Consider the following 25,061-nt stretch of genomic DNA (forward strand, 5'->3'; position numbering starts at 1 on the left):
GCCCGCTGCCGCGCCAGACGCTGTCATTGCAATCACCCTTGAGTGGGTCGGCGCTCCATGAGCGCCCAGGCAATGGTGCCCGCATCCACGTACTCGAGTTCACTGCCACTCGGCACCCCACGTGCGAGACGCGTCACGGTCAGGCCGCGCGCGCGCAGCATATCGGCCAGATAGTACGCAGTGGTCTCGCCTTCGGCGGTGAAGTTGGTCGCCAGAATGACCTCGCGCACTACCCCATCGGTGGCCCGCTCCAGCAACTGTGCAAAGTGCACCTGATCGGGGCCCACCCCTTCGAGCGGGGCCAGACGTCCCTGCAGCACGTAATACAGGCCACGATAGCCGTGGCTCGCCTCGACCATGTTCTGATCGGCCGGAGTCTCGACGACACACAGCAGTGTCGTATCGCGGTCTGCATTGCTACACGTGGCACACACGGCATCCTGCGTAAAAGAATTGCAGCGTTCGCAGTGGCGCAGCCCCGTGACGGCCTCGGTGAGCGCCGCACCCAGCTTCAGGGCCCCTTGTGGATCACGCTGCAGCAAGTGATAAGCCATGCGCCGGGCCGATCGGACCCCCACACCCGGCAGGCAGCGCAAGGCTTCCACCAGTGTCAGCAGCGGTTCGGGTTCAGGCAGGCCACTTGCCATGATGATCAGAACGGCAGTTTCATGCCCGCAGGCAGCGCCATGCCGGCCGTCACGGCCGACATTTTTTCTTGCGCAGCAGCTTCGGCCTTGCGCTGGGCGTCGTTGAAAGCCGCCGCCACCAGGTCTTCAATCATGTCGCGATCGTCGTCATAAAGCGAAGGATCAATGACGACGCGCTTGACGTCGTACTTGCCCGTCATCGTCACCTTGACCAGGCCGCCGCCGGCCGCTCCTTCGACCACGAGGTCAGCCAGGGACTCCTGAGCCTTCTTCATGTTTTCCTGCATTTGCTGAGCCTGGCGCATCAAGCCGGCAATCTGACCTTTCATCATGGTGAAATCCTGACTGAGTGAATTCTGAATCCGGCCGAGTCGACCGATCGAAAAAAGCGACTATACCGCAGGCGGCTGCACCGACCCAGGAACCACCCGAGCGGCAAATTGCTCGGTCAACGAGCGAACCACCGCATCGTCCTGCACGGCCTGCTCGGCTGCCGCCTGACGCCGGCCCCGTTCAGCCTGATCCACTGCATAGGCGGTGTCGTCACCCGTAGTGCCATAGACCACGTCCAGCCGCAGTGCACGCCCGAAATGCTCGGACAACACTGTGCGCAGCCTGTCCTGGCTGCTGCTTTCAACCAGACTGTGGATGGCGACCCGCAGGCGCACGGCATGTGCATCGCCCGACAACCACTCGCTGTTCACCGCAAGCGCGCGAGCGGCGCCCCCCAGGGGCAGGTTTGCCGCCAGCGCCGGCCATTCAGAGGCCGTCATGCGAGCCGGATCAGGAGTCTCAGCAGCAGGGGCTGCTGGCGCGGCCTCCAGCCCGGCCAGGGCATGACCCAGGTCGTCGGAATCGACTTCGGCCATGGAAGCGGTGTCGAAGTCATCCGCCACGTCAGGCACGCTGTCTGTCCAATCGCCTGCAGGCTCGTTCGAAGGTGGTTCTAATGACAGGGTCGCACGTGCCTGAACCGGGTCAGCGGAGAGAAGGGGAGCGTCGACCACTGCTTTCGGGTCAGGGGCAACTTCGGTTTCGGTTTCGGTTTCGGTTTCGGTTTCGGCAGCAGAGTCTCGACCCACTTGCAGCTGAGGGAGCTCGGGTATCGCGATCGCCGGTTCCGCAATCACAGATCGAGAGTGAGCTCCGGCCTCTGCACCCGACGCTGCAGGGGTGGCAGCGGCTTGTTCGGCCGCAAGCTCGGGCAGCACAGGCTGCATGAGCACGGGAGGGACACGATCCGCAGGCAGCAAGCCCAGCATACGCAGGCAAGCCATGACGAAGCCCGCGTATTCGTCGGGCGCCAGGCTGAGTTCGTGCCGGCTGTGCACCGCCACCGTGTAAAACAATTGGACTTCGTCGGGGGCCAGCGCCTGGGCCAGCGACTGCACCTCGGCGGCCAGCGGGTCATCGGCCTGGGCATGTCCCAGACGCTGCGCAATGGCGACCCGGGACAGCAGCACAGCCAAATCAGCCAACGCGGACTGGAACGACAGGCCTCGGGTGGCCAGGTCATCGGCCACCGCCACAACGGCAGGCGCATCTGCCACGGCCAACGCACGCAGCAAGGCCACCAGGTGATGCTGGTCCAAGGTGCCCAGCATTTCTCCGACAGCCGCCGTCGTGAGATCGCCCGCGGCATAGGAAATGGCCTGATCCGTGAGCGACAGGGCGTCGCGCATGGAGCCCGCCGCCGACTGCGCGATCAGCCTCAGCGCCTGTGGCTCGGCCGTAATGGATTCTTCCGACAGGACGTGCTGCAGGTGCTCGACGATGGCGGGCACCGTCATCTGCTTCAGGTTGAACTGCAGACAGCGCGACAACACCGTGACCGGAATTTTTTGGGGGTCGGTGGTGGCGAGAATGAATTTCACGTGCTCGGGTGGCTCTTCCAGCGTTTTCAACATGGCGTTGAACGCATGCCCCGTGAGCATGTGCACTTCGTCGATCATGTAGACCTTGTAGCGGCCCACCGACGGCGCGTAGACCGCCTGTTCGAGCAGCTGGGTCATCTCGTCCACGCCGCGATTCGAGGCAGCATCGAGCTCGATGTAATCCACGTACCGTCCGGCATCGATCTCGGTGCACGCCTGGCAATGGCCGCATGGCGTGGCAGTGACGCCATCGGCACAATTGAGCGACTTGGCCAGAATGCGCGACAAGGTGGTCTTGCCCACCCCCCGAGTGCCCGTGAAAAGCCATGCGTGGTGCAGCCGCCCCGAGGATAGGGCATGGGTTAGCGCCCGGACCACGTGATCCTGACCAATCAAGGTATCGAAGGAACGGGGGCGCCATTTGCGCGCCAAAACGAGATAGCTCATGACAAGGCCGCCCATATGCGACATAAGGGGGAAATGAAGTGGCGAGCCTGACTTCGGCACTGGTTCTGCACGGCTATGGCTGCTTCGTTCCCGACCTGACCAGGTTCACCGCCGAACCATGCGAAGGGGCCCGCCTTGCGCATTCTAACAGGGAATCGACCCTGGCCTGGTACCGCCATACCGCCCCCGGCTCGGCAGCAGGCGCTAACATGGGTGCGCACGAAGAGCAGGCCCCACTCGATCGCCCTCTTCTTCGCGTGACTGAAATCTGGATACAGCAGTGCAAGACAACTCCCTCGCTATTACGACTACCGCCGCGACACCGCCCGCCCACCGAGGCTGGATACTGGCTGCACTCATGATGTCCATGTCGCTGGCGGCCATGGACATCACCATCGTGGCCACCGCCGTCCCGCAGATCGTGGGCGACCTGGGCGGATTCGACCTGTTCAGCTGGCTTTTTTCCATTTATCTGCTGGCCCAGACCGTTACCATCCCCATTTACGGCAAGCTGGCCGACCTCTATGGTCGCAAGCCTGTCCTGATGGTGGGCACCGTCGTCTTCCTGGTGGGCTCGGCTGCCTGCGCCACGGCGTGGAGCATGCTCGCGCTCATCGTGTTTCGGGGCCTGCAGGGGCTGGGGGCGGGCACCATCATGGCCACAGTGAACACCCTGGCCGCCGATCTGTACTCAGTGCGCGAACGTGCCCGCATCCAGGGTTGGCTCTCGGGTGTCTGGGGCATTGCAGCCATCGTGGGCCCTACGCTGGGAGGCGCCTTCGCGCAATACGCAACTTGGCACTGGGTGTTCCTGGTCAACCTGCCCATCGGCCTGATCGCGCTGGTGCTGCTCGGTCGTTTCCTGCACGAGAAAGCGCCTGAACGCCACCACGCCATCGATTTCGCCGGCGCGATACTCATGATGCTGGCAGGTTCAGCGGTGGTATTTGGCCTTCTGCAAGGCGGCAACGCCTGGGCCTGGTACTCGTCCCCCAGTCTTGCCACCTTCGGGATTGCGGGCCTGCTGATTGCGGCCACCATCCTGCGCGAACGCACGGCTGCCGAACCCATCATGCCTGGATGGGTCTGGAGCCGGCCCGTGCTGCTGGGGTCCAACCTCGGGACACTGGGCATGGGATTGGTCATGATGGCGCCCAGCACCTACCTGCCCGTTTTTGCGCAATCCGTCATGGGGCTAGGCGCCATTGCCGCCGGCCTGGTACTGGCCACGAGCAGCATCGGCTGGGTGGCTGCTTCTGCCTGGTCGGGTAGCCTCTACCTGAAACATGGGTTCAGAGACACGGCGCTTTTCGGGGCCGTCCTGATGGCCGCGGGAGGCCTGGGCTTCGTGATGCTGCCTGCCGCACCATCGACGTGGCTGGTCCTGCTGGACCAGTTGTTGATCGGAGCAGGCTTCGGCATGCTGTCAACCCCTCTGCTGGTGGGAGTTCAGTCCATCGTGCCGTGGAACCAGCGCGGCGTGGTGACCAGTGCCAACATGTGGTCGCGGTACCTGGGCCAGAGCCTGGGCGCCGCCATTGCGGGAGCCATCTTCAACGCCGCCATGATCAAAGAGCTGGAGCGGGCCCCCGGCACTCTGCAAGGCGCTCTGCCCAACGTCAACGACGTCGTGACAGTGCTGCAGAGCCGGACGGCCGGCGCAGAACTGCACCAATTTCTACAGGCTGCCTTCGACCTGTCCACCCACCAGGTGTATGTGGGCATGACAGGCGTCGCCGTGATCGCATTGCTGCTGGTGCTCTGGATCGTTCCCAGGCACCCCCAGGTCGAGGCTGGGGTAGAACCCGGCTGACACGCCGACATGGGTCTGCACCTGAGGCCCTCCCATGAGTGGACCCAGGCGGCAGAGTGCCGCCGGACCGTCAGGCGCGGGCTTCGAGCGCCGCCACCGCGGGTAGCGCCTTGCCTTCGAGAAACTCCAGGAATGCGCCGCCGCCAGTGGAGATATACCCGACCTGATTGGCAATACCGAACCTGGAGATCGCCGCCAGCGTGTCACCACCCCCGGCAATGGAGAAGCCATCAGACTCGGCAATAGCCCGCGCAATTGCCTCAGTCCCATGAGAAAACGCTTCAAACTCGAACACACCCACCGGACCGTTCCAGACGATGGTGCCCGCCTTGCGCAACTGCGCAGCAAGCAGTGCCGCCGTCTGCGGCCCCACGTCCAGGATCAGATCGTCGGGAGCAACGTCCTGTACGCGCTTCACCGTCGCAGGGGCCTCGGCTGAAAAGGTTTGAGCTACGACCACATCGACAGGAATGGGGACCTCCACACCTCGTGCCTTCATGGCCTGCAGCACTGCCTTTGCCTGATCGACCTTATCGGGTTCGGCCAGGGACTTGCCAATGGGGAGGCCTGCCGCCAGCATGAAAGTGTTGGCAATGCCTCCTCCCACGATGAGCTGATCCACTTTTTCGGCCAGGGATTGAAGGATGGACAACTTGGTGGACACCTTGGAGCCCCCCACAATAGCGACCATCGGGCGGCGAGGTGCCTGAAGGGCGCGCCCCAAGGCGTGCAGCTCGGCTTCCAGTAACGGGCCCGCACAGGCCACCGGTGCAAATTGCGCCATGCCGGCCGTCGTGGCTTCAGCCCGATGTGCCGTTCCGAAGGCATCATTGACATACACATCACACAAAGCGGCCATCCGACGCGCAAGCGCCGGGTCATTTTTCTTTTCACCAACGTTGCAGCGGCAATTTTCGAGCAGAACGACCTCGCCCGGCGCAAGCGACACGCCGTCCACCCACTCGGTCACCAGACGCACCGGTTGGCCCAACAGTTCCGACAGACGCTGTGCCACCGGAGCCAGGGTATCCTCCGGTCTCACGGCGCCTTCTGTGGGTCGACCCAGATGAGAAGTCACCATGACGCTTGCACCGGCACCCAGCGCCAGACGAATGGCCGGCACCGAGGCGCGCACGCGGGTATCTTCCGTGATGCGGCCCGCTTCCAGCGGCACGTTCAGATCCGATCGAATGAAAACACGCTTGCCCTTCAAGGAGCCCGACCGCGCAAGCCCCGACAGCGTCAAAACAGACATTGAATTCCCCATAGACATCGGGCGTCCTGCCAAGAAAGTCTCGCTCGGCGGGCCCTGGATACGACGAGGGCGGGTCACCCCGCCCTGCGTCTGATTGACACGCGTTTACTTGGCCGACATGAACGCCACGGTGGTGTCGAGCATGCGGTTGGAGAAACCCCACTCGTTGTCATACCACGAAGCCACCTTGACCAACGACCCCTGCACCTTGGTCAGCTCTGCATCCACCGTGCTGGAGAGCGGGCTATGGTTGAAGTCACTCGACACCAGCGGCTCAGTCGTGTAAGCCAGGATGCCCTTGAGCGAGCCGTTGGCTGCCTCTTTGAGGATGCCGTTGACCTCTTCCACCGACGTGTCCCGCTTGGCCGTAAAAGTCAGGTCCACGATGGAAACGTTCAGCGTAGGCACCCGGATGGCGAAACCGTCGAGCTTGCCGTCGAGTTCAGGCAGCACCAGCCCCACCGCGGATGCAGCACCCGTCTTGGTCGGGATCATGTTGTGCGTGGCCGAACGGGCGCGGCGCAAATCCTTGTGATAGACGTCCGTCAGCACCTGATCGTTGGTGTACGAGTGCACTGTCGTCATGAGGCCATGCACGATGCCCAACTTGTGGTGCAAGGGATAGACCAGCGGCGCCAGACAATTGGTGGTGCACGACGCGTTGGAGATCACCGTGTCGGAAGCCTTGAGAATCTGATGATTCACGCCATAGACGATGGTGGCGTCGACGTCCTTGCCCCCCGGCGCAGAAATGATGACCTTCTTGGCGCCGCCCTTCAGGTGGGCCGAGGCCTTTTCCTTGGTGGCAAACAGGCCCGTGCATTCCAGCACTACGTCGACCTTGAGTTCGCCCCACGGCAATTTGGCTGGATCACGCTCGGCCAGCACGCGGATGCGGTCGCCGTTGACGACGAGATAATCGCCTTGCACCTCGACGGTACCTGGGAAACGCCCGTGCGCCGTATCGTGACGCGTCAGGTGGGCGTTGGTCTCGGGGTTGCCAAGATCGTTGATCGCCACGATCTGAATGTCGTGCTTCTTGCCATCTTCGTAGTGGGCACGAAGCACGTTGCGGCCGATACGGCCATAGCCGTTGATTGCGACGCGAATAGTCATGAACGTTCTCCTGTTTACAAAAGCTGCTCGACCGTAGCGGCCACATGCTCGGCCGTCAGGTTGAAATGGGTGAAGAGTGCGCTGGCCGGAGCCGACTCGCCAAAGGTATCGATTCCTACTACAGCGCCCGTCGTGCCCACGTATTTGTACCAAGTGGTCGTGCCGCCTGCTTCGACCGCCACGCGCGGCAGCCCTGCAGGCAGGACCGACGTCCGCCAGGTATTGTCTTGAGCATCGAAAAGTTCGGTACAAGGCATGGACACCACGCGGGTGGCAACCCCCCGAGCCGCCAGCTGATCCTGCGCACGCAGGGCCAGTTCGACCTCGGAACCCGTCGCCAGAATGACGGCGCGAGCCCCCACCATGTCGCGCAGGACATAGCCGCCCCGGGCAATGGCCTCGGTCGTGGCGGCGTCGCGCGCCACAAAGGGAAGATTCTGACGCGACAGCAGCAACGCAGAAGGTCCCCCCGCATGCACGTCCATCCCAATGCTGGTCGGACGCGACAGGGCCTCGCACCAGGCGACTGCGGTCTCGGTCGTATCGCACGGACGCCACACATGAAGGTTGGGAATCAGACGCAAACTGCCGGCGTGTTCAACCGGCTGGTGCGTCGGGCCGTCTTCGCCCAGGCCAATGGAATCGTGTGTGAAGACATGCACCACGCGTTGACGCATGAGAGCTGCCATGCGCAGCGCATTGCGCGAATAATCCGAGAAGGTCAGGAAGGTTCCGCCAAAAGGCAGAAAGCCGCCATGGAGCGCAATGCCATTCAGGACGGCGGCCATGCCGAATTCACGCACCCCAAAATTGATATGGCGCCCCGCCTGCAGATGCGCTTCGCCGCGACGCACAGGCGCGACGCCTGGCCAATCGGTGAAATTCGACCCGGTCAGGTCGGCCGACCCGCCCAAAAGCTCCGGCAGAATCTCTGCAAACGCAGCAATGGCTTGCTGCGAGGCTTTGCGAGTCGCAATGGATTCGGCCTTATCCTGGGTAGACTGAACAAACGCCTGCGCACGCTGCGGAAAATCGGCAGGAAGTTCACCCGCCATGCGCCGCTTGAGTTCCGCTGCAAGCGAGGGGTATGCAAGCGCATAACGGTCGAAGCGACCCTGCCACTCGGCTTGCAGCTGTGCCCCTCGTGCCCGACCATCCCAGTAGGCATACACGTCATCGGGCACCTCAAAAGGAGGAAGCGTCCAGCCCAACGCCTTGCGGGTGGCTGCCACTTCATCAGCCCCCAGAGGCGAACCGTGCACTTTCTCGGAACCCGCCTTGTTGGGCGCGCCATGACCGATCTCGGTGCGGCAGCAGATAAGCGTGGGGCCACGCCCCGCGTTCACATTTTCCTGAGCCTGAACCATGGCGGCCTCAAGGGCGGCCATGTCGTGACCGTCGACCCCGCGCAGCACGTTCCAGCCATAGGCCTCGAAGCGCGCTGGTGTATCGTCGGCAAACCAGTTGTTCACGTGGCCGTCGATCGAAATCCCGTTATCGTCATAGAACACGACCAGTCGGGACAAGCCCAGCGTGCCGGCCAATGAGCATGCCTCATGAGAAATGCCTTCCATCAGGCAACCATCACCGACAAACGCATACGTGACGTGGTCGACAATGGTGTGCCCGGGGCGGTTGAACTCCTGCGCAAGCAAGGCTTCGGCCAGCGCCATGCCTACTGCATTGGCGAGCCCCTGGCCCAGCGGCCCGGTGGTAGTCTCTACCCCAGGAGTGACACCGACTTCGGGGTGGCCTGGCGTGCGCGAATGCAGTTGCCGGAACCGCCGCAGCTCTGACATGGGAAGATCGTACCCCGTAAGGTGCAGCAAGGCGTAGATCAGCATGGAACCATGCCCGTTGGACAACACGAAACGGTCGCGGTTCATCCAGGCAGGATCGGCCGGGTTGTGGCGCAGATGACGGGTCCAGAGCACATGCGCGATGTCGGCCATGCCCATGGGCGCACCCGGATGCCCGGACTTGGCTTGTTGCACGGCATCCATGGCAAGCACACGAATCACGTTGGCCATGGAAGGATCTGGGGCAGGCAAGACACTCATAGCAGTCTCAATGGATGACGCCCGTGGCACACACCAGAGCACCACCCTAAAATACAGGGGTGACAAAGCCTCGGATTTTACCATCCCCGCCCCTATGCCTGCTCCCCGCTTCTTCTGCCCCACTCCTCTGCAAGCACGGCAACAGATCGCGTTGCCAGCCACGACAGCCCATCACGCCTTGCGCGCACTGCGGCTGGTCGACGGCGACGTCGTCACGTTGTTCAACGGCGAAGGGGGCGAATATCCTGCCACACTGAAAATCTCCGGACGCGAGGTGCTGGCCACTCTCGGTGATTTCGAAAACATCGACTCCGAGCTCAAGGGAAAAATCCGCCTCGTCCAAGGCATCGCCTCGGGTGACAAGATGGACTGGGTGGTTGAAAAAGCCGTAGAGCTGGGCGTGAGTGACCTCTACCCCATCGCGGCCGAGCGCAGTGTCTTGAAACTGATCGGTACACGCCTGGAAAAGCGCCTGCAGCACTGGCGCGCCATCGTCACAGCGGCCAGCGAACAAAGTGGACGCAACCGCCTGTTGCAGGTACACGAACCCGCCTCGCTGAGTCGTTGCCTGGGCACCCTGACGGGTCTGACCCTAGTCTGCCACCCCGAGGGGAAACAAACCTTTGCAACTGCCTTGGCGCGTGCCGATCGGGAACTGAATTTGGTCGTGGGGCCCGAAGGAGGCTGGTCCCCCGGCGAACTCGACCACGCGCGAGGCCACGGACTGGAAGGCATCCAGTTCGGGCCTCGGATTTTGCGCACAGAAACGGCGGGTATCGCATTGGTCGCTGCTGCCACCGCCGTTTTGGGCTGGTAGCCGCAGCGTCAGACCTCTGCGCGCCCCGAATACGGGGTGGGGTCCACGCCAGGCTCGGGTGCGGGGTGCGCGCCGGCGTGCTGAATCGCGTAGGCAAACTGGCGCTCGTTGTTCTGGCCAAATTCGACCACGTCGTTGCAGACGGCCGCAATGGCCTCGGCATCGGCTGCCAGCGCCGGGTCGCCGGAATGCAGGTGACGGAACCACAGAAACAGACCGACTTTCTGGTCGCTCAGGGTGTCGCAAAGGCCGTCGTACAGCGCATCCAGATTGCCTCCAAAGAACTCGGGATAATCGATGGCCTTGACGACAGCCCTCAGCACGGCCGAGCGGTTGCGTGCCCGGTCGCAATCGACGACGAACGCGGACAGGCCCTCCTGGGTGGCAGCCGCCATGGCATCTTGTTCGGAGACTGCCTGGGCATCGACCACGCCCTGGGTGAGCATTTTTTTGATCTGGGCCGAACTCATGCGGACCACTCCTTGAAAAAAGCGATGACTTCTTCAGCCTGGCTCATGCTGTCTGCCCTGCCCAACGCGATCAGCTCCTGGGTATAGCCTGCTTCAAACAGCAGGTACGACGCAAGCGCTCCCCCTCCGGCCTCGACTTTTCGTGGTGAAACGCCCAGCACGCGGAACAAGGTACGCACGGCACGCGGCAGTTCATCCAGGTGCTCCAGCGCGATATCGTCAAGCGAACGGCTGGGCGCGATCATCAAGGTGTGGATGGGTCGCAGTGACTCGCTTTTTAATCCATTTGTCGGGATTCGCGCAAGCAGCTCATTGATACGCTCCATGCGCTCCAGATCGACGGACACGCCATCGAGAAAAATGTTGGACAGCGTATGTCCGGCAATTTGCGCCAGATTGGGGTATGCAGGATGCAATTCACTCACATCCGGATGGATCTCACCGCTGAAATTGGTGCTGACCACAAACACCCGCTCAGCTCCCAGATGAATCACGGGGCTGATGGGCGCCAGCTGGCGCATCGAACCGTCGCCGCACCACAAGGTCTGCTTACCCGTCTGAATCGCCCGCGCCGGGAAAACAAAGGGGATCGCGCTGGACGCCATCAGGTGATCGACCCCGATGTCGCCGGCCACGGCACGTCGCAAGGTGCGGGTCCAGGGAAGAATCCGGCGATGCGCCTGATAAAACGTGAGGTGTTCACCCGTGGTGTAGGCAGTCGCCGTGATGGCCAGAGCATCCAGATGACCTCGAGCCAGATTCGAACGCAAATGAGAAAAATTCAGGACGTGCGAGAGCAGCCCCACCAGCGGCTCATTGTTGAGCATGGAATGCGGCGCATAGCGCGCCAGCTGCGGCCGAATCCAGCCCAGGCCGAACATGCCCAGCCACTGCAAACCGGACGACAACAGATGCGCGGCATCCGTGTAATAGATGTCGGACGTATGCAGTGAACTCCATAGCCGACACAGATGATCGGCCGCCCGATGTATCCGATGGGCTCGGCAAGCGAGCGCAGTGGCATTGATGGCGCCCGCAGAAGTCCCGCTGATGATGGCAAACGGATTGCGAAAACCCGCTCGCCGTTCAGGGTCAAGGATATCAAGAACGCCGGACAGCACCCCTGACTGGTAAGCAGCGCGCGCGCCGCCCCCAGTCAGGACCAGGCCAACGGCTGGCTTCTCAGGCGTGTCGCGGTTTGTTGGCATCGACCACGGTGAGCGCGGCCATGTTGACAATACGGCGCACGGTCGAGCTCGACGTCAAGATGTGAACCGGGGCGTTCGCACCCAGCAGGAATGGCCCCACGGCCACGTTGCCACCGGCCGCCGTCTTGAGCAGGTTGTAGGCAATATTGCCGGAATCCACACTGGGGCAAATGAGCAAGTTGGCTTCGCCGTGCAGCGTGGTCGAAGGCAGGATGCGCTCGCGCAGTGCCGGGTCCAGCGCACAATCGCCATGCATCTCGCCGTCGACCTCGAGGTCGGGGTCTCGCTCACGAACAAGCGCCAGCGCCGCACGCATTTTTTCGCCCGAAGACGAACTGCCCGTGCCAAAGTTCGAGCGCGACAGCAAAGCCACCTTGGGTTCGATGTTCAGGCGCCGCATTTCAGCCGCAGCCATCAGAGTGATCTCCGCTACCTGCGCCGCATCCGGATTGTCGTTGACGTGCGTGTCGGCCAGCGCAATGGTGCGCTCGTCAAGCAGCAGGATGTTCATGGCTGCATAGGTCTGTACGCCGTCCTGGCGCCCCAGCACCTCGTCGATGAAGCGCAGGTGGTTGCCATAAGAACCTACCGTGCCGCAGATCATGCCGTCGGCATCGCCCAGCCGCACCATCATGGCACCGATCAAGGTCAAGCGGCGACGCGTCTCGACACGCGCCATCTCCTTGGTGATGCCGCGCCGGCACATGAGCTCCCAATACGTGGTCCAGTACTTGTGGAAACGCTCGTCGTGTTCCGGATTGGTGACCTCGACGTCTTTGTCCAGACGGATGCGCAGGCCGTATTTTTCAATGCGCGCCTCCAGCACAGCTGGGCGGCCAATCAGGATGGGGTGTGCCAGGCCTTCATCGACGACGATCTGTACGGCGCGCAGCACACGCTCGTCCTCGCCTTCGGCAAACACGATGCGCGCTTTGCCACCCTCGCGGACCATGGCCCGGGCAGCAGAAAACAAGGGCTTCATGAAGGCGCCAGAGTGGTAGACGAACTGCTCCAGCTGGCTGGAGTAGCTCTTCATGTCGGCGATGGGGCGCGTCGCAACCCCGTCATCCATGGCGGCCTGCGCCACGGCGGGCGAAATGCGCACGATCAGTCGCGGATCGAAAGGCTTGGGGATGAAATAGTTGGACCCGAACGAGACGTCATACAGCCCATAGGCCGCAGCCACGATGTCGTTCTGCTCTTCGCGCGCCAGCTTGCACATGGCAAGCGCTGCCGCTTTTTCCATCCCGCGTGTGATGGTGGTGGCTCCCACGTCGAGTGCGCCCCGAAAAATGTACGGGAAACACAACACGTTGTTGACCTGATTCGGAAAATCCGAGCGCCCCGTGGCAATCACGGCATCCGGCCGGACACCCAGGGCGTCAGAAGGGAGGATTTCGGGATTGGGATTGGCCAGCGCCAGAATGAGCGGGCGATCGGCCATTTTCTTGACCATGGAAGGCTTGAGAACACCACCCGCAGACAGCCCAAGGAAGACATCGGCATCGGCAATGATGTCGTCGAGCGTGCGTGCGTCTGTTTTCTTTGCAAACTTGGCTTTCTTTTCGTCCATCAGGACGGTACGGCCTTCGTAGACCACGCCTTCGATGTCGGAGACCCAGACGTGCTCGAGAGGCAGCCCCATGTCCATCATGAGATCAAGGCAGCCCAACGCCGCAGCACCTGCGCCCGACACGACGACCTTTACCTTGGACACGTCCTTGCCGACGACTTCGAGCCCATTGATGAAGGCTGCAGTGACGCAAATGGCAGTCCCGTGCTGATCATCGTGAAACACGGGGATCTTCATGCGTTCGCGCAACTTGCGCTCGACGTAGAAGCATTCTGGCGCCTTGATGTCCTCGAGGTTGATGCCGCCGAACGTCGGTTCCAGCCCGGCAATGATCTCGACCAGTTTTTCGGGATCGCGCTCGTTGATTTCGATGTCGAAGACATCCAGCCCCGAAAACTTCTTGAACAGGACTGCCTTGCCTTCCATCACCGGTTTGGCTGCGAGCGGCCCAATAGCCCCCAAGCCCAAAACGGCCGTGCCATTGGTGATGACGCCGACCAGATTCCCGCGCCCGGTAAAACGTACGGCATTGTGCTCATCAGCCACGATCTCTTCACAAGCCGCCGCCACCCCGGGCGAGTAGGCCAACGCCAGATCGTGCTGATTGGAGAGCTGTTTGGTTGGAGTGACTGAAATTTTTCCGGGGCGGCCATGTTCGTGATATTCGAGAGCCGCCGCACGCAACGATTCGTCCATGTGTTGTTGCCTTGTGGATGTGAAGGAGTATGACAAGAGTCATTCTAGCCGCTTGTACGCGCCGGTGATACGCACACGCAGCACGCCACCCATTCAGGCACCGAGTGAGGTCAAAACGATCAGAACCGCTGGGCCTGCGACGGGAACAAACCCTCGGGGTCGAAAAGCCCCTTGATCACCTGATCTGTCGACGCGTCCGTGTTCAGCGATGCCTCTCGAGTACCAAAGCGGTCGGGATAGTCGCGATCGACGGGCTGACCCAGTCGCTCGTCGAACACCAGCCACTCGACCCACCCCAGCTCGCCGCCATGGCCCAACAGCAGATGCGACAGATTGAGGGTACGACCGGCAATGGGCTTGAGCGCATCCAGGCGATAGCGAGCATTCCACAGCGCATCGGGAGCCACCGCGCCCGCCTGCCCGCTCAGTTCGAAGAGCCTAGGCACCATCTGCTGCAAGCGGGGGTTATCCAGCGGTTTGCGGCTGTCGACCCCAAAGGCACCCAGGTTGGCCTGAGTGCCGTCCGCCAACAGGACCAGCGCATGGACCAGGCCGCTGGCGGCCGTATCACCGGCATCCCAGTCGCAAAGGCTGCGATCCGCCAGCCAGGCGGCCACCGTCAAATGGGGAGGCTGGTCGCGAAACTGCGGCAACCCCGCCTGCTCCAGGTCGCCAATGAAGCAGCCAGGCTGCACGAACCAGCGGGGATCATCCGGCCCCAGCCGTTCGTAGCGTTCCATGCCATTGCCCGGTTCTACCCATAGCACCGGGGTATCGGCCAGTGCCGAAGCGTGCGGGATGCCGTCCAACGCAAAATGAATGCCGTATTCCAGACACAAAGACCGGGCATGATAGACATCTTGCATTTGCTGCGGCACCAACCGCGCGCTATTGACGGGGGTCGAAAAGTCATAGACATGCCCTTCGGCCACCCGCTGCAGGCGTGACAGGAAGGTCTCCCAAGGGGATCGTTCCGTGCGGTGTCCAGTCAAAAACGCACGGCGTGACGACGACTGCATGGCGGTGACTCCTGAGGGTGAAAGGCTACAATCAGAGTTTCGAATCGAATCCCCGAGATTGATCCATGCTCCAAGCGGCCGAGAGAACAGAACGCACGGTGCCATTCTACGCTGTAGAAGTCCTGAAACAGGCTCAGGCATTGGCTGCGCAAGGGCACGACGTCATCAGCCTGGGCATCGGCGAACCCGATTTCACCGCCCCGACGCGCGTGCTGGAGACACTCCGGCGCGCAGCGGATGCCGGGCTCAGCGGCTATACGGCGCCTGCGGGCATCCCGGCCCTCCGGGAAGCCATCGCGCATTATTACCAGACCCAGTTTGGGGCCACGATAGACCCTGCCCGCATCCTGATCACGGCAGGCGCCTCGGGAGCCTTGATGTTGGCCGCACTTGTATTGGTCAACCCCGGCGACGAAATCCTCATGCCGGACCCGTCCTACCCGGCAAACCGCAATTTCGTGACGGCCGCGGGGGGCACCACGCGCCTGGTGCCCACCACAGCCGAAAACCGGTTCCAGCTGCAGGCCGATGACATCGCAACGTACTGGGGGCCCCACACACGTGGAGTCCTGATCGCCTCGCCCAGCAACCCCACCGGTACCTCGATGCCCCGCGAAGCCTTGCGCGCACTGATCGCCGCCGTGCGAACCCGGGGTGGTTACGTGATCATGGACGAGATCTATCTGGGGCTGTACTACGACGAGGCCCCGCAAAGCGCGCTGACGCTGGATGACGACCTGCTGGTCATCAACAGCTTCTCAAAATATTTTCACATGACCGGCTGGCGCCTCGGATGGCTGATCGCTCCCGCCAATCTGATGCCTGCCGTCGAACGACTCGCGGCCAGCCTGGTCATTTGCGCACCCGCACTTGCGCAGCATGCCGCCCTGAGCTGCTTCGAGCCGGAAGTCATGCATATCTACGAACAGCGCCGCCTCTCCTTCAAAGAACGACGCGATTATCTGCTGCCCGCGTTTGCTCACATGGGGCTGCAGGTTCCTGCAGCGCCCGACGGCGCGTTCTACATCTTTGCCGACATCCGGAACTTCGGCGTCGACGGCGCCACATTCTGTCGGCGTCTGCTCAACGAAGCTCACGTGGCGGCCGTCCCAGGCCTGGATTTCGGCGAAGCCCATGCACGCCACACAGTGCGCTTCTCATACGCGACAGGCTTGGACCGCCTCAAGGAAGCAACGAGCCGCATGGAAGGCTTTCTGGATCACCTGCGATCGGAAGCCGGTTCGATGGCACCAGATCCCGCTTGAACCTCGCTCCGCTTCATTCCAGTCTCACCGACCGGGGGGAAGCCCCGAGGCCAGGGCAATGCGCCTGCGCTCGGCCAACACACGCGCCCCATAGCCACCGTCTCCGGCTCCGGTAGCACCCACATAACAGGCCAGCCCACCCTCAAGCGATCCACGCCGCTTGATGCAGTCTGACAAAATCTGGGCTCCGACGCGAATGTTCATGACCGGATTGAAGACGGCTGTGCGACCACCACTCCGCTTGAGCTTGTCGCGGTGCACATTGGTCATGATCTGCATGAGTCCTTGTGCGCCCACCGCACTTTCCACGAACGGGTTGTAGCGCGATTCGATCGCGATAACGGCCAGCAGCAGTTGCGGGTCCACGCGCTCGTCTCGTCCTACGGAAAACGCCGTGCGTATCAGCGCGCCGGCCACACTGGGCGCAATCCGGTACTTACGGGCCAAATAGCTGCGCAAGCCGTGATCCTGCGCTCGAGTCAGCCCCTTGACGGGACGGTCCTGCATGCTGGCGACCAAGGCCTGTGTGAAGCTGGGAAAACCGGTCGCAGTCGCTGCTTCTTCAGGTGCCGGGGCAGCGCCGGAAGGCTGCTCACTCGAGGGCCCTGATGGGGGCGCCGCCACACTCGCCGAGGCGGGTGGCGTGGGCACTGTCCAATCGGGACTTTCAGCGTCGTCGCTTGCCCCATAATTACCATCGTTAGCCTGGAACATGGTAAGCACGACTTCGTGCAACTGCTGCGACTGCTGGCGCATGGACGGCAGCACCAGGCTCAAGCCCAGCGTCGTGAGCACGGCCAGCCCCAGGTAGATGGCACTGACGTGAATGAATTCGCCCACTGGGGCCATGGCCAACCGAACACCCGAGCGCAGCTGTTCGCGCACGGCAAGGTCAAACATCGGAGGCTCCGGCAACCCTTGGGCGGGGGTCGGTGGTAATCTTTCGCACGACGCCACTGTAACCTGAGCGACTGCCTTCTGTGAAATATCGCGACCTCCGAGACTTCATCCACCAGCTCGAAGAGCATGGCGAACTCAAGCGCATCGCGCATCCTGTCGCCACCGCGCTCGAAATGACCGAAATCAGCGACCGCGTGCTGAAGGCCCAAGGGCCTGCCCTGCTATTCGAACACCCGCTGCACGTCGGCGGCACAAGCCCAATTCCCGTATTGACCAACCTGTTTGGCACCCCCAAGCGCGTTGCCTGGGGCATGGGTGCCGACGATGTCTCGGCATTGCGCGAAACGGGCGAGCTGCTGGCCTCATTGCGAGAGCCCACGCCCCCCCATGGGATGCGAGACGCCTTCTCCAAGGTCTCCATGCTGAAGGCAGCGCTCTGGGACATGAACCCTCGAACGGTGCGCACGGCTTCCTGCCAGGAGGTGGTCATCGAGGCGGCCGACGTGGACCTTTCAACCCTGCCGCTGCAAGGCTGCTGGCCGGGCGACGTGGCGCCGCTCCTGACCTGGGGGCTGGTCACGACGCGCGGACCGCGTGCGCGGCGGCAGAACCTGGGGATCTACCGCCAACAGATGATAGGCCGCAACAAGCTCATCATGCGCTGGCTGTCACACCGAGGCGGCGCACTTGATTTCCGCGATTACGCGCTGGCCCACCCTGGTGAACCGTTCCCGATTGCCGTGGCACTTGGCGCAGACCCGGCCACGACGCTGGCCGCCGTCACCCCCATTCCCGACAGTCTGTCCGAATACCAGTTCGCGGGCTTGCTGCGCGGTTCGCGTACCGAACTCACAAAGGCCTTGGGCAGCGACCTGCTGGTGCCCGCCCAGGCCGAGATCATCCTCGAAGGACACATTCTGCCCTCGACCGCTCCTGCCGCACATCCCGCCGAAGTACCCGAGGGCGTTGCACCGCCGCCCGAAACCGGCTATGAAATGGCATTGGAAGGCCCTTACGGCGACCACACGGGGTATTACAACGAACAGGATTGGTTCCCGGTATTCACGGTAGAACGCATCACGCACCGACGCACGCCGATCTATCACAGTACCTATACTGGAAAGCCGCCGGACGAGCCCGCCATTCTGGGCGTCGCACTCAACGAAGTATTTGTGCCGCTCCTGCGCCGCCAGTTTTCCGAAATCGTGGACTTTTACCTGCCGCCGGAAGGCTGCAGCTACCGCTTGGCCATCGTATCGATGCGCAAGCAATACCCCGGTCATGCCAAACGCATTATGTTCGGCCTCTGGAGCGTATTGCGACAGTTCATGTACACCAAGTTCATCATCGTCGTGGACGAGGATATCGACGTACGGCAATGGTCCGAAGTGGTCTGGGCCATGACCACACGCATGGACCCAGTCCGCGATACGACCCTGGTCGAAAACACCCCCATCGATTACCTGGACTTTGCATCACCGGTCTCTGGCCTGGGTGGCAAGATGGGGCTGGATGCCACCCACAAGTGGCCGGGCGAAACCCAGCGCGAATGGGGGCGCCCCATCGAGATGGACCCCGCCGTCAAGCAGCGGGTCGACGCCATGTGGGAACAGCTGGGGCTATAGGCTTTGGGGCTCAATCGGCAGCATCGTCTTCACGTGCTGGATGTCGCACCAGCCAGAACAGGCCCACCACAAACGCGCATTTCAACAGCACCTGCCTGCGTCCGCCACCCGGCCACAACGCAGAGGCCAGTGACAGCAACATGGGAAAGCGCCGCGAGGCGCGCAGCCCGAGCCCCAGCCATCCCAAGCCTGTAGACTCGAGGTGGTCGCGCGCCCGCGCAACCCAGGCACCAGGCCGCAAGGCGTCAGCAAGACTGCAGGCGCTTTGTCTGAACTGCAGGCGCTCGTAGCCTGCCCGCATGCGCAGCAATTCAATCTGCAGCTGACGGTCACGTGACAGCCGTGGCGGTACCGCGCGCGTTGAACTCATGGCTTGTCTCCCGCCGCACCGTTCCCCGTGACCGACGCATCCGAGTCCGGCGCAGGCGTCGCTTTTTCTCCGAGGGCTGCCAGCAGATCAGACCAACTCCGGGCATCGGCCCGCAAGACGTCAGCCGTTGCCGCAAAAGGCGGCGGGTCCTGACGCAGGCGACGTTGCAACCACACGAACAGACCAAGGCCCAGTACGGCATAGACCAGTGCCAACACGCCCAGCGACACAATGCGATAGTCTGTTGGCCAGAAAGCCACTGCCACCGCCAGCGATGCCACCAGCAAGGCCAGCAGCAGGAATATGGCTGCCAGCAGCAATACGCCCAGGCGACACAGGGCGCGATCACGCGCCTCGAGCGCTTCCAGGCCCAGAAGTTCCAGGCGCGTGGCAATCAGCGTGCTCATCTGGGTGGCGCACTGCGCCAGCGAACGCCCCAATGTGCCCATGATGCGTCAACGCCGTGACAGCAAGGCGCCCAAAAGCAAGCCGGCAACTCCGGCGATCCCAACCGCTTTCCAGGGATTTGCCTGCACGTATTCGTCAGTATCGTGGGCCACCTGGCGCCCCTGCTCCAAGAGACCAGCCTGGGTCTGCGCCAGTGCTTCGCGTCCATCATCCAGGGCCTGCAAAGCGCGTGCCCGAAGGTCGGAAGCCTTGTCACCGGTCGCTTCGGTCGCCTCCCGCAGAAACTTCTCGGCCTGATCCAGGGTTTTCTTCAAGTCCTCGACCAGAGCGTCTCCGGCGGACTGAGTGGCAATGGGCTTGCGAGTAGCCATAAGGGTCTCCTAGCGATGAATCATGAACCCCATGCTAACCGATGACATCAGTCCGGATGTATCCAAAGATGAACATGCCACCCGACAAATGGCTTTCAGTCGGCCTTCTGGCGCGTCCCGAAAATACGGTCGCCCGCATCGCCGAGCCCGGGAATAATGTAGCCGTTTTCGTTCAGGTGATCGTCGATGGCCGCAGTGTAGATATGGACGTCCGGGTGAGCCCGCTCGACCCGGGCGATGCCCTCAGGGGCCGCAACCAGCACCAGCGCCCGCACATTGTGGCTGCCTGCCTGTTTGAGCAGGTCAATCGCCGCCACCATGGAACCGCCCGTCGCCAGCATGGGGTCCACAATCAGGGCCAAACGCTGATCAAGCTGACCCACGAGCTTTTCGACGTAGGGTTGAGCCTGCAGCGTCTCTTCGTTGCGAGAAATGCCCACCACGCTGACCTTGGCGCCCGGAATCAAACTGAGCACCCCGTCGAGCATGCCAATGCCGGCACGCAAGATAGGGACGACAGTGATCTTCTTGCCCGCCAGCTTCTCGACCTCGAGCTCACCAGCCCAACCGGTAATGCGCGCCGGCTCAAGCGGCAGATCCTTGGTTGCTTCGTAGGTCAGCAGGGCGCCGACTTCCTGGGCCATTTCCCGAAAATTCTTGGTGCTGAGGTCCGCACGGCGCATCAGGCCCAGTTTGTGGCGAATGAGCGGGTGGCGAATTTCGTGAATAGGCATAAGGATGGGCGATCTGCAAATGAGGGCCCATCAGTGTAACGCGCCAACCGGCCGCACAAGCGTGCGCGCAGCCGGTTGACCTACGCTGCTACTTGGCCGCCAGCCAGCGTACGATCTCGTCGTCAAAGCCTCGCACGGCTCCGGCGGCCGGATCATTGACGAGGCTCACGAGAATGTAGCGCTTGCCGCTCTTGCTGTGCACGAAGCCCACCAGCCCACGCGAATTGCGCAGCGTGCCGGTCTTCAGGTGCGCCTGCCCGCGCGTATCGCCAGCCCGAAGGCGCTTGCGCGTCGTACCATCCACTCCCGCGATGGAGAGTGACGCCAGGAACTCGGGCATGAGAGGCGACATCCAGATGTGGTTGTACATTTGCCCGAGCCCCCGGACGGTCAGTCGCCCCTGGCGCGACAGCCCGGAACCATTGACCAGCACCCATCCGGCCGTGTTCACGTCCTGATTCTTCATGACATCCAGCACTGCCTGGCCACTGCTCGCGAGCGTGGCCCCCGGTCCCTTGAGCTCTGCCCCCAGTGTGAGGAAGATCATGCGGGCCATGACATTGTTGCTGACCTTGTTGGTCGCACGAATGACGTCGGTGAGCGGCGGCGAATCATGCCAGACCCACATCTTGGCGTTCGAGGGGGCCTTGCCGGAAGTCACGCCGTGCGCGATGGTCCCGCCCAGTTCCTGCCAGAGCAGGCGGAACAGGCCATCGAAGTGATCGGCCTGCGACCCAATCAGCCGGTAATAGCTGAACTCGCCACAGGCCCCCGCCACCTTGCCGCCCACGTGGACGGTCGTCTGGTGATCCTGTGTCTGAATGTTTGCCATCACCGAAGGCGAACCGGTGCAACGCCCATCCAGCCACTCGACCTTGCCGTCGACGTGAATGTTGCGCGTGGGGGGATCGATGATGGGAATCCACTGGCGCGTCTGTGTATCCGGATAGAACAGGATACGGCTCGCCCCCCAACTCACCATCATGGCGTCGGGGCTGGCGTTATAAGGGCTGGTCGGGGAATCATCGAATTCGCCCGGGTCTATGGTCACGTTGCCGAAGCGGCTGCGATCAACCACCACTTCGGACAGATTCTTGACGCCCCGCAACCGCAACTGACGCAGCAGACCCCAGAGATCTTCCTGCGTGAACCAGGGGTCTCCACCCCCAACCACATACAGAGGCCCCTGCAAGGTACCTTGTGCATCCACCTGTGCACCCGCATTGCTCATCAGACGGGTGCGCCAGGAGAAATCCGGTCCCAGCGCAGAGAGGGCCGACCAGGTAGTCACCGTCTTCATGACCGATGCCGGATTGCGCGGCGTGTCGACATTGACGCGGGTGATGACCGGGCCGCCCGCCTCGCGGATTTCGAGCGACAGAGCTGATTCGGGCAGCTTCGTCGCATTCCAGGCCTTCTGCAGTTCGGGAGGCATGGCCTGAGCCGATGCGGCCACGGATATGGCACCCAGAACGGCGGCCAGCCCCATGCACACCCACTGTCGCGCGTGCAGAGCGCTTGCCCATCCTCGCCCGTTCGTGAATCCGACTTTTGAGCTACCTCTGAATGCCACGCCTTCCATACTGCCGCCCGACAAAAAAACACCAGCATAATCCAAAGCAAGGCATGATCGGAGGCCCCTGCTGCAGGCCGGCGTTAAAATATTGCCTCTCAATCGCTGCCGACAGCCTGTCGGCCACTGAAATTTCCCGTGACTGAATCCCTCGACATCTCACAGTTCGATTACGAACTGCCACCCGAACTCATTGCTCAACACCCGGCGGAGCGCCGCGACGCAAGCCGCCTGCTGCACCTGAACGCACAGGGTGCACTGCGCGACCTGCACTTCACCGACCTGCCCAGTCTGCTGCGTGAAGGCGACCTGCTGGTGTTCAACAACACGCGCGTCATCAAGGCACGCCTGCGTGGTCACAAAGAAAGCGGCGGGCAGGTAGAAGTCCTGGTGGAACGCATCCTTGACCCCACCCGAGCCCTGGTGCACCTGCGCTCGAGCAAGTCGCCACGGGAGGGAACCTGGCTGTTGCTGACCGACGACGCGATTCGCGTCGAAGTTCTAGGGCGCCAAGATGAACTCTTCGAGCTTCGGTTTCCCGCGCCACTGTTGCAGTTGCTGGACCGCTACGGCGATGTGCCTCTTCCCCCCTACATCACGCACGCGCCCTCGCCGGAAGACGAATCACGATACCAGACGGTCTACGCCGAAAAGCCAGGCGCCGTCGCTGCGCCGACAGCAGGGCTGCACTTTGACCAGGCCATGCTGGATCGGCTCAAGACACTGGGCATCCGCGAAACCTTTGTAACACTGCACGTGGGTGCGGGAACCTTCCAGCCCGTGCGGGTCAGCAAGATCAGCGAGCACGTCATGCACTCCGAACGCTATGTCGTGCCCGAAGAGGTGCTCACTCAGATCCGTGAAACGCGGGCCCGAGGCGGCCGGGTGGTGGCCGTGGGCACGACGAGCGTGCGTTCGCTGGAAGCAGCCGCGAGCGAAGGCGATGGCGTGCACACTACCGAAGGCGATACACGGCTCTTCATCACCCCCGGCTATCGATTCAAGAACGTGGATGCCCTGATTACGAACTTCCACCTGCCACAATCCACGCTGCTCATGCTGGTCTCCGCACTGGCGGGAATGGAACCCATCCGACGCGCCTATGCACACGCAGTAGAGTCGCGCTACCGCTTCTTCAGTTACGGCGACGCCATGTTCATCGAAGCCGCTCAACACTCTACAGCCTCATGACCGGACTGCAATTCGAACTGCTGCACACCGATGGCGCTGCGCGACGCGGCTGCCTGACCCTGAATCACGGCACCATCCAGACGCCTATCTTCATGCCCGTGGGCACGTATGGCAGCGTCAAAGCGATGCTGCCGCACGAACTGGAATCCATCGGTGCACAGATCGTCCTGGGAAACACCTTCCACCTCTGGCTGCGCCCAGGCACCGAAGTGCTCGATGCACACGATGGCCTGCACGGCTTCATGCAGTGGAACCGCCCCATCCTGACCGACTCGGGGGGCTTTCAGGTCTTCAGCCTGAACGGCATGCGCAAGATCACCGAAGAAGGCGTCAAATTTGCCTCCCCTATCGATGGCTCGCGTCTGTTTCTGTCGCCCGAGGAGTCCATGCGCATCCAACGCAGCTTGAATTCCGACATTGCGATGGTGCTGGACGAGTGCACGCCCTACCAGATCAACGGCAGAGCCGCCACTCACGAAGAGGCAGCCCAATCAATGCGCATGTCGCTACGCTGGGCAAAACGCTCACGCGCGGCCTTCCACGACCTGGACAACCCCAACGCACTCTTCGGCATCATCCAGGGCGGCATGTACGAAGACCTGCGCGACGAATCTCTGGCGGGCCTCACTGACATCGGGTTCGAGGGCTATGCGATCGGCGGCCTGTCGGTGGGGGAACCCAAAGAAGACATGATGCGCATGCTGGCGCACGTGACGCCGCGCATGCCGGACCACGCGCCCCGCTACCTGATGGGGGTAGGCACGCCCGAAGACCTGGTCGAGGGCGTACGCATGGGGGTGGACATGTTCGACTGCGTCATGCCGACGCGCAATGCCCGCAATGGCTGGCTTTTCACGCGCACGGGCGACATCAAGATCCGCAACGCCCGCTATCGCAACGACACGCGGCCGCTGGACACTGCTTGCGGCTGCCACACGTGCCAGCACTTTTCACGCGCCTATCTGCACCATCTGCAACGGGCCGGCGAAATCACTGGCGCACGCCTGAACACGCTGCACAACCTGCACTTCTACCTGAATCTGATGACCGAAATGCGGGCCGCCATCGAACAAGACCGTTTTGCCGCCTGGCGAACGGAATTCTACGAGAACCGTGCGCGGGGGATCTCCTGAGTGTGAATCCATTGCGCCAGAGGATGGCACAGGGGCTCTGCCCAAGATAGCCAATATCTCGCTACAATCAAGAGTTAACCTTACCTCAACCCACTACTGAATTTATTTCAGGAGCCTACATGTCCCTTGTTGACACCCTGACCCTGATGCCGGCCCAGGCGGCCGGTGGCGAACCCAATGCCCTGATGAGCATGCTGCCCATCATCCTGATGTTCGTCATCCTGTATTTCTTGATGATTCGGCCGCAAATGAAGCGCCAGAAGGACCACAAGAAAATGGTCGAGCTGCTGTCCAAAGGCGACGAAGTCATTTTATCGGGCGGCATGCTGGGCAAGATCAGCAAAGTCAGCGACAGCTACATCACGCTCGAAATCGGCCTGTCAGGCGAAAAGCCCGTCGAGACCATCGTTCAGCGCAGTGCTGTCACGTCCGTGCTGCCCAAGGGCACCATCAAGTCGCTCTGACCCCCGCCAGGGCACGCTGCGCATGCCCTGCT

At 62.3% G+C, this 25,061-nt stretch carries 23 protein-coding genes and 1 other RNA gene; 7 read left to right on the forward strand and 17 right to left on the reverse strand.

Going from position 1 to position 25,061, the window contains the following annotated elements; genetic code table 11:
- Positions 1-32: 32 nt before the first annotated feature.
- The 4 genes from recR to ffs all read right to left on the reverse strand — a co-directional run bounded on the left by recR (position 33) and on the right by ffs (position 3,103).
- On the reverse strand, positions 33-647 hold the full coding sequence (recR, locus tag VF285_RS06320) for a recombination mediator RecR (RefSeq protein ID WP_346951777.1): 615 nt from the start codon (positions 645-647) through the stop codon (positions 33-35).
- Between the two features lie 5 nt (positions 648-652).
- Positions 653-979, reverse strand: coding sequence for a YbaB/EbfC family nucleoid-associated protein (locus VF285_RS06325; RefSeq protein WP_346951778.1), 327 nt, complete (start codon positions 977-979; stop codon positions 653-655).
- Between the two features lie 60 nt (positions 980-1,039).
- The gene (gene dnaX / locus VF285_RS06330; RefSeq protein ID WP_346951779.1) at positions 1,040-2,968 is read right to left on the reverse strand and encodes a DNA polymerase III subunit gamma/tau; all 1,929 of its coding nucleotides are present in this window, start codon (positions 2,966-2,968) and stop codon (positions 1,040-1,042) included.
- A 37-nt stretch (positions 2,969-3,005) separates the two neighbouring features.
- Positions 3,006-3,103: signal recognition particle sRNA small type (gene ffs / locus VF285_RS06335), an RNA gene on the reverse strand.
- Positions 3,104-3,248: 145 nt separating this feature from the next.
- Here ffs and VF285_RS06340 point away from each other — a divergent pair.
- The gene (locus VF285_RS06340; RefSeq protein WP_346951780.1) at positions 3,249-4,781 is read left to right on the forward strand and encodes an MDR family MFS transporter; all 1,533 of its coding nucleotides are present in this window, start codon (positions 3,249-3,251) and stop codon (positions 4,779-4,781) included.
- Positions 4,782-4,851: 70 nt separating this feature from the next.
- Here VF285_RS06340 and VF285_RS06345 read toward each other — a convergent pair whose 3' ends face one another.
- The 3 genes from VF285_RS06345 to tkt form a co-directional block, all read right to left on the reverse strand.
- Positions 4,852-6,036, reverse strand: coding sequence for a phosphoglycerate kinase (locus VF285_RS06345; RefSeq protein WP_346951781.1), 1,185 nt, complete (start codon positions 6,034-6,036; stop codon positions 4,852-4,854).
- 105 nt (positions 6,037-6,141) lie between these two features.
- Positions 6,142-7,152, reverse strand: a complete 1,011-nt coding sequence (gene gap / locus VF285_RS06350; protein WP_346951782.1) for a type I glyceraldehyde-3-phosphate dehydrogenase — start codon at positions 7,150-7,152, stop codon at positions 6,142-6,144.
- Between the two features lie 14 nt (positions 7,153-7,166).
- Positions 7,167-9,212, reverse strand: a complete 2,046-nt coding sequence (gene tkt, locus VF285_RS06355) for a transketolase (protein WP_346951783.1) — start codon at positions 9,210-9,212, stop codon at positions 7,167-7,169.
- 94 nt (positions 9,213-9,306) lie between these two features.
- Between tkt and VF285_RS06360 the strand changes: the two genes are divergently transcribed.
- Entirely contained in the window at positions 9,307-10,029 is a 723-nt protein-coding gene (locus VF285_RS06360; protein WP_346951784.1) for a 16S rRNA (uracil(1498)-N(3))-methyltransferase, read from the forward strand.
- 8 nt (positions 10,030-10,037) lie between these two features.
- Here VF285_RS06360 and VF285_RS06365 read toward each other — a convergent pair whose 3' ends face one another.
- The 4 genes from VF285_RS06365 to VF285_RS06380 form a co-directional block, all read right to left on the reverse strand.
- Complete coding sequence (locus VF285_RS06365; RefSeq protein WP_414648085.1) at positions 10,038-10,508, reverse strand: barstar family protein; 471 nt, start codon at positions 10,506-10,508, stop codon at positions 10,038-10,040.
- On the reverse strand, positions 10,496-11,707 hold the full coding sequence (locus tag VF285_RS06370; protein ID WP_346951786.1) for a patatin-like phospholipase family protein: 1,212 nt from the start codon (positions 11,705-11,707) through the stop codon (positions 10,496-10,498). The genes VF285_RS06365 and VF285_RS06370 overlap by 13 nt, the downstream gene beginning before the upstream one ends.
- Entirely contained in the window at positions 11,682-13,976 is a 2,295-nt protein-coding gene (locus VF285_RS06375; RefSeq protein ID WP_346951787.1) for an NADP-dependent malic enzyme, read from the reverse strand. The genes VF285_RS06370 and VF285_RS06375 overlap by 26 nt, the downstream gene beginning before the upstream one ends.
- 119 nt (positions 13,977-14,095) lie before the next feature.
- Positions 14,096-14,995: a hypothetical protein gene (locus VF285_RS06380; RefSeq protein WP_346951788.1), complete on the reverse strand. Its 900-nt coding sequence runs from the start codon at positions 14,993-14,995 to the stop codon at positions 14,096-14,098.
- Positions 14,996-15,060: 65 nt separating this feature from the next.
- On the opposite strand from VF285_RS06380, the gene VF285_RS06385 reads away from it, so the two are divergent.
- Entirely contained in the window at positions 15,061-16,260 is a 1,200-nt protein-coding gene (locus tag VF285_RS06385) for a pyridoxal phosphate-dependent aminotransferase (RefSeq protein WP_346951789.1), read from the forward strand.
- A gap of 24 nt (positions 16,261-16,284) precedes the next feature.
- Here the strand turns inward: VF285_RS06385 and VF285_RS06390 are convergent, their stop codons facing one another.
- A complete protein-coding gene (locus tag VF285_RS06390) occupies positions 16,285-17,160 on the reverse strand; it encodes a lytic transglycosylase domain-containing protein (protein WP_346951790.1) in 876 nt (291 codons plus the stop codon).
- 80 nt (positions 17,161-17,240) lie between these two features.
- Between VF285_RS06390 and ubiD the strand changes: the two genes are divergently transcribed.
- On the forward strand, positions 17,241-18,785 hold the full coding sequence (gene ubiD / locus VF285_RS06395) for a 4-hydroxy-3-polyprenylbenzoate decarboxylase (protein WP_346951791.1): 1,545 nt from the start codon (positions 17,241-17,243) through the stop codon (positions 18,783-18,785).
- 10 nt (positions 18,786-18,795) lie between these two features.
- On the opposite strand, the gene VF285_RS06400 is transcribed toward ubiD, so the two are convergent.
- From VF285_RS06400 to dacB, 5 genes are all read right to left on the reverse strand, one after another.
- Positions 18,796-19,155: a hypothetical protein gene (locus tag VF285_RS06400; RefSeq protein ID WP_346951792.1), complete on the reverse strand. Its 360-nt coding sequence runs from the start codon at positions 19,153-19,155 to the stop codon at positions 18,796-18,798.
- Positions 19,152-19,604 (reverse strand): phage holin family protein, encoded by a 453-nt coding sequence (locus VF285_RS06405; RefSeq protein ID WP_346951793.1) that lies wholly within the window; start codon positions 19,602-19,604, stop codon positions 19,152-19,154. Before VF285_RS06405 ends, VF285_RS06400 begins: the two co-directional genes overlap by 4 nt.
- Before the next feature lie 6 nt (positions 19,605-19,610).
- A complete protein-coding gene (locus tag VF285_RS06410; RefSeq protein WP_346951794.1) occupies positions 19,611-19,934 on the reverse strand; it encodes a DUF883 family protein in 324 nt (107 codons plus the stop codon).
- 95 nt (positions 19,935-20,029) lie between these two features.
- Positions 20,030-20,668 (reverse strand): uracil phosphoribosyltransferase, encoded by a 639-nt coding sequence (gene upp, locus VF285_RS06415; RefSeq protein ID WP_346951795.1) that lies wholly within the window; start codon positions 20,666-20,668, stop codon positions 20,030-20,032.
- Positions 20,669-20,756: 88 nt separating this feature from the next.
- Positions 20,757-22,157: a D-alanyl-D-alanine carboxypeptidase/D-alanyl-D-alanine endopeptidase gene (gene dacB, locus VF285_RS06420; RefSeq protein WP_346951796.1), complete on the reverse strand. Its 1,401-nt coding sequence runs from the start codon at positions 22,155-22,157 to the stop codon at positions 20,757-20,759.
- Positions 22,158-22,379: 222 nt separating this feature from the next.
- Between dacB and queA the strand changes: the two genes are divergently transcribed.
- The 3 genes from queA (at position 22,380) to yajC (ending at position 25,029) form a co-directional block, all read left to right on the forward strand.
- Positions 22,380-23,432: a tRNA preQ1(34) S-adenosylmethionine ribosyltransferase-isomerase QueA gene (queA, locus tag VF285_RS06425; RefSeq protein WP_346951797.1), complete on the forward strand. Its 1,053-nt coding sequence runs from the start codon at positions 22,380-22,382 to the stop codon at positions 23,430-23,432.
- Positions 23,429-24,565 carry a tRNA guanosine(34) transglycosylase Tgt gene (gene tgt, locus VF285_RS06430; protein WP_346951798.1) on the forward strand — a complete coding sequence of 379 codons (1,137 nt, stop codon included), beginning with the start codon at positions 23,429-23,431 and terminating at the stop codon, positions 24,563-24,565. The genes queA and tgt overlap by 4 nt, the downstream gene beginning before the upstream one ends.
- Positions 24,566-24,684: 119 nt before the next feature.
- Positions 24,685-25,029, forward strand: a complete 345-nt coding sequence (yajC, locus tag VF285_RS06435; RefSeq protein WP_346951799.1) for a preprotein translocase subunit YajC — start codon at positions 24,685-24,687, stop codon at positions 25,027-25,029.
- Positions 25,030-25,061 lie beyond the last annotated feature (32 nt).

Origin of the sequence: Castellaniella sp. (genome assembly GCF_036379515.1) — a bacterium.
In the GTDB taxonomy this organism is placed as follows: domain Bacteria; phylum Pseudomonadota; class Gammaproteobacteria; order Burkholderiales; family Burkholderiaceae_B; genus Castellaniella.

Excerpts from the sequence above, each read along its gene's own strand:
- recR (WP_346951777.1), bottom strand. The coding sequence starts at position 647 with ATGGCAAGTGGCCTGCCTGAACCCGAACCGCTGCTGACACTGGTGGAA.
- VF285_RS06325 (WP_346951778.1), bottom strand. The coding sequence starts at position 979 with ATGATGAAAGGTCAGATTGCCGGCTTGATGCGCCAGGCTCAGCAAATG.
- dnaX (WP_346951779.1), bottom strand. The coding sequence starts at position 2,968 with ATGAGCTATCTCGTTTTGGCGCGCAAATGGCGCCCCCGTTCCTTCGAT.
- VF285_RS06345 (WP_346951781.1), bottom strand. The coding sequence starts at position 6,036 with ATGTCTGTTTTGACGCTGTCGGGGCTTGCGCGGTCGGGCTCCTTGAAG.
- gap (WP_346951782.1), bottom strand. The coding sequence starts at position 7,152 with ATGACTATTCGCGTCGCAATCAACGGCTATGGCCGTATCGGCCGCAAC.
- tkt (WP_346951783.1), bottom strand. The coding sequence starts at position 9,212 with ATGAGTGTCTTGCCTGCCCCAGATCCTTCCATGGCCAACGTGATTCGT.
- VF285_RS06360 (WP_346951784.1), top strand. The coding sequence starts at position 9,307 with ATGCCTGCTCCCCGCTTCTTCTGCCCCACTCCTCTGCAAGCACGGCAA.
- VF285_RS06370 (WP_346951786.1), bottom strand. The coding sequence starts at position 11,707 with ATGCCAACAAACCGCGACACGCCTGAGAAGCCAGCCGTTGGCCTGGTC.
- VF285_RS06375 (WP_346951787.1), bottom strand. The coding sequence starts at position 13,976 with ATGGACGAATCGTTGCGTGCGGCGGCTCTCGAATATCACGAACATGGC.
- VF285_RS06380 (WP_346951788.1), bottom strand. The coding sequence starts at position 14,995 with ATGCAGTCGTCGTCACGCCGTGCGTTTTTGACTGGACACCGCACGGAA.
- VF285_RS06385 (WP_346951789.1), top strand. The coding sequence starts at position 15,061 with ATGCTCCAAGCGGCCGAGAGAACAGAACGCACGGTGCCATTCTACGCT.
- VF285_RS06390 (WP_346951790.1), bottom strand. The coding sequence starts at position 17,160 with ATGTTTGACCTTGCCGTGCGCGAACAGCTGCGCTCGGGTGTTCGGTTG.
- VF285_RS06400 (WP_346951792.1), bottom strand. The coding sequence starts at position 19,155 with ATGAGTTCAACGCGCGCGGTACCGCCACGGCTGTCACGTGACCGTCAG.
- VF285_RS06405 (WP_346951793.1), bottom strand. The coding sequence starts at position 19,604 with ATGGGCACATTGGGGCGTTCGCTGGCGCAGTGCGCCACCCAGATGAGC.
- VF285_RS06410 (WP_346951794.1), bottom strand. The coding sequence starts at position 19,934 with ATGGCTACTCGCAAGCCCATTGCCACTCAGTCCGCCGGAGACGCTCTG.
- upp (WP_346951795.1), bottom strand. The coding sequence starts at position 20,668 with ATGCCTATTCACGAAATTCGCCACCCGCTCATTCGCCACAAACTGGGC.
- dacB (WP_346951796.1), bottom strand. The coding sequence starts at position 22,157 with ATGGGGCTGGCCGCCGTTCTGGGTGCCATATCCGTGGCCGCATCGGCT.
- tgt (WP_346951798.1), top strand. The coding sequence starts at position 23,429 with ATGACCGGACTGCAATTCGAACTGCTGCACACCGATGGCGCTGCGCGA.
- yajC (WP_346951799.1), top strand. The coding sequence starts at position 24,685 with ATGTCCCTTGTTGACACCCTGACCCTGATGCCGGCCCAGGCGGCCGGT.